The sequence below is a fragment of the Pseudorhodoplanes sp. genome (assembly GCF_035565855.1).
Lineage (GTDB): Bacteria > Pseudomonadota > Alphaproteobacteria > Rhizobiales > Xanthobacteraceae > Pseudorhodoplanes.
The window spans coordinates 1-2,408 of sequence record NZ_DATMRX010000106.1; the positions used below are offsets into that span (position 1 = coordinate 1).

At 64.4% G+C, this 2,408-nt stretch carries 3 protein-coding genes, 1 tRNA gene and 1 pseudogene; 4 read left to right on the forward strand and 1 reads right to left on the reverse strand.

Going from position 1 to position 2,408, the window contains the following annotated elements:
* The first annotated feature begins 223 nt into the window (after positions 1-223).
* From VN004_RS06040 to VN004_RS06050, 3 genes are all read left to right on the forward strand, one after another.
* Positions 224-817, forward strand: coding sequence for a PEGA domain-containing protein (locus VN004_RS06040; protein ID WP_325608000.1), 594 nt, complete (start codon positions 224-226; stop codon positions 815-817).
* Between the two features lie 113 nt (positions 818-930).
* Positions 931-1,005 (forward strand) — tRNA-Val (locus tag VN004_RS06045).
* Between the two features lie 158 nt (positions 1,006-1,163).
* On the forward strand, positions 1,164-1,772 hold the full coding sequence (locus tag VN004_RS06050) for a L,D-transpeptidase (RefSeq protein WP_325608002.1): 609 nt from the start codon (positions 1,164-1,166) through the stop codon (positions 1,770-1,772).
* 40 nt (positions 1,773-1,812) lie between these two features.
* On the opposite strand, the gene VN004_RS06055 is transcribed toward VN004_RS06050, so the two are convergent.
* The gene (locus tag VN004_RS06055) at positions 1,813-2,193 is read right to left on the reverse strand and encodes a DUF971 domain-containing protein (RefSeq protein WP_325608004.1); all 381 of its coding nucleotides are present in this window, start codon (positions 2,191-2,193) and stop codon (positions 1,813-1,815) included.
* An 85-nt stretch (positions 2,194-2,278) separates the two neighbouring features.
* Between VN004_RS06055 and VN004_RS06060 the strand changes: the two are divergent.
* Positions 2,279-2,408, forward strand: a pseudogene (locus VN004_RS06060) (GTP 3',8-cyclase MoaA); the annotation flags it as partial.

Below are 2,408 nucleotides of genomic sequence, written 5' to 3' on the forward strand. Positions count from 1 at the left end.
TCCTCCAACATCCTCGGAGCCCGGCGGCCGCGGCCGGGATTTACCATACTCCCGAGAAACAGCCGCAAAATTGACGCTCTTTGCGAGCTTTTGGCCTCGGCTCCTGACATAATCGGAGACGATCCCGGGAGCCGATTGCGCCGGTTGCACGGGGGTGCCCCGGCTCGTATGGTCGCCACGAGGGTCGTGGCGCTGACGGGGGGCCCAGCGATGGACAAGACCCATGCGTAGATGTTTGGCGATTGTTGCGTGCGGGATGCTGCTCGCGGGTTGCTCGAATTCGGGTGACCTGTTGAAGACCGCCACACCAACTGTACCGCTCCAGTTCGAATCCGAGCCGCCTGGCGCCGAGGTGAAGACCTCCGGCGGACAGACATGCCGCACACCCTGTGCGCTCGCGGTTCCCGCCGCCGATTTCCAGGTGACGTTCAGCCTCAATGGCTATCAGCCGCAGACCATTCCGGTGAAGTTGCTGCCGCCCGACGACATGCGCGGCAGCGAGGAGATGGGAGTATCGTCGGGACAGCCGCGTTTTGACCCAAGTCCGGTCGTCGCCGAACTCGTCAAGGCGGGGCCGCGCCGCGCACCGCCGGCCAAGAAGCCGCGCGTAGCCAAGCAGCCGCCTTCCGATGCGGCTCCCGCGCCGCAGCCCCAACGCGCGCAGCGCGCTGCTCCCCCGCCGCCTTCAGGCGGTGGTTTCGCGCCTCCGCCCTCGACCTCCGGTTTCAATCCGCCGCCGCAGGGCAACGCGGGTGGCTTCGGGGCGCCACAGACGCAGTCGCCCGCCGGCGCCTGGCCGGCGCCGCAGACCCGCTGACGCGAGGAACGGCATCCCGCGGACGCGTGCGAGCGTTCGCGTGCCGGCTTTGGCAAGTTTCAGGCGCTTTGGCTTGACACATCTTGGACCGGACACTTAAGTGCCGGCCTTTCGGGCGCGTAGCTCAGCGGGAGAGCACTCCCTTCACACGGGAGGGGTCACAGGTTCAATCCCTGTCGCGCCCACCATTCACACCACCTCCGCATCTTCTGGATATTCGCCATCCGGCAACCCGCTGGCGCATGTCGTCACACCATCGCGGCGAGGAGTGGCGCGTGCCGTCCAATGTCCTAGTATGCCGCCGGCGGACACGCTGACGGAACGGTTTGGTCGGGACGGGAATGAAATGCGCCTGAGGACATGGAAGTGGCTGGCAAGTCTGGTTGCCGGCCTTGTTGCAACTGTGACGTTGCCCGCGATCACGCTGGCCAATCCGGCGCTGACCGACCCCGACGGCCGGCTCCTGGGCGGGGCGCCGGAGAATGTAAAGGTCAAGGGGCTGTTCGAAATCCTGGCGCTGCGTCGCCAGGAGGTCGGCTTCGAGACCAAGGAGAAGCCGGGCACCATCATCGTCTTCACCGCGCAGCGCAAACTCTACTACGTGCTCGGCAACAACCGCGCGATTCAGTACGGCGTCGGTGTCGGACGCGACGGCTTCACGTGGAACGGCATTCACACCGTCAGCGCCAAACGTGAATGGCCGGATTGGCGCCCGCCGCCCGAGATGCTGAAGCGCCAGCCGGGCTTACCGCGCCATATGAAGGGCGGCCCCGGCAATCCGCTGGGCGCGCGCGCGATGTATATCGGTTCGACGATCTATCGCATTCACGGCACCCACGATCCGGATTCGGTCGGCGAAGCGGATTCGTCGGGCTGCATCCGGCTGACCAATGACGACGTGATCGATCTCTACAATCGCGTGAAGGTCGGCGCGAAGGTCATCGTGGTGAAATAGGATCGCAGCGAGCCAGCGCGCGACCGGGAGGCAGGATCGCTCACCCCTTGCGCAATGCGGGCTCGCGCGACAATCCCTTCGCTGCGAGCTCGTCGAGATAGTCCTGCCAGTATTTCTCCTGGTTGCGGCCGAGATCGGCAAAATAGTCCCACGAATAAATGCCGGTGGAGTGCATGTCATCGAAGACAAGCCGCACCGCATAATTCCCGACCGGCTGGATTTCCAAAATCATCACATCGCGCTTGCCGGGAACGGTCTTGCGCTCCTCGGGCGAATGGCCCTGGACTTCGGCGCTCGGGCTTTTCACCCGCAGATATTCCGCCGACAGCGCGTAGCGGTCGTTGTTGTCGAAAGCGACCGTGAGGGTCCGACGGTCCTTGCTCAGCCGAAGTTCGGTCGGCCAGGCCTGCATGCTGGTCATGCCGGCAGATAACGCGTTAAGACACGCTTTTCCAAGGGTTTTGCCGCGCCTGCCGATCCCCTATATGGTGGGGTGAGGATTGCCCATGAATGCTGCAGCGCAACCAATCAAATCCGACGCCCGTTCACGGGCGCCTCTGGTCGATCCGTTTGCCCGCACCGTGTCCTATCTGCGCGTCTCGGTGACGGATCGCTGCGATTTCCGCTGCGTCTATT

Excerpts from the sequence above, each read along its gene's own strand:
- VN004_RS06055 (WP_325608004.1), bottom strand. The coding sequence starts at position 2,193 with ATGACCAGCATGCAGGCCTGGCCGACCGAACTTCGGCTGAGCAAGGAC.
- VN004_RS06050 (WP_325608002.1), top strand. The coding sequence starts at position 1,164 with ATGCGCCTGAGGACATGGAAGTGGCTGGCAAGTCTGGTTGCCGGCCTT.
- VN004_RS06040 (WP_325608000.1), top strand. The coding sequence starts at position 224 with ATGCGTAGATGTTTGGCGATTGTTGCGTGCGGGATGCTGCTCGCGGGT.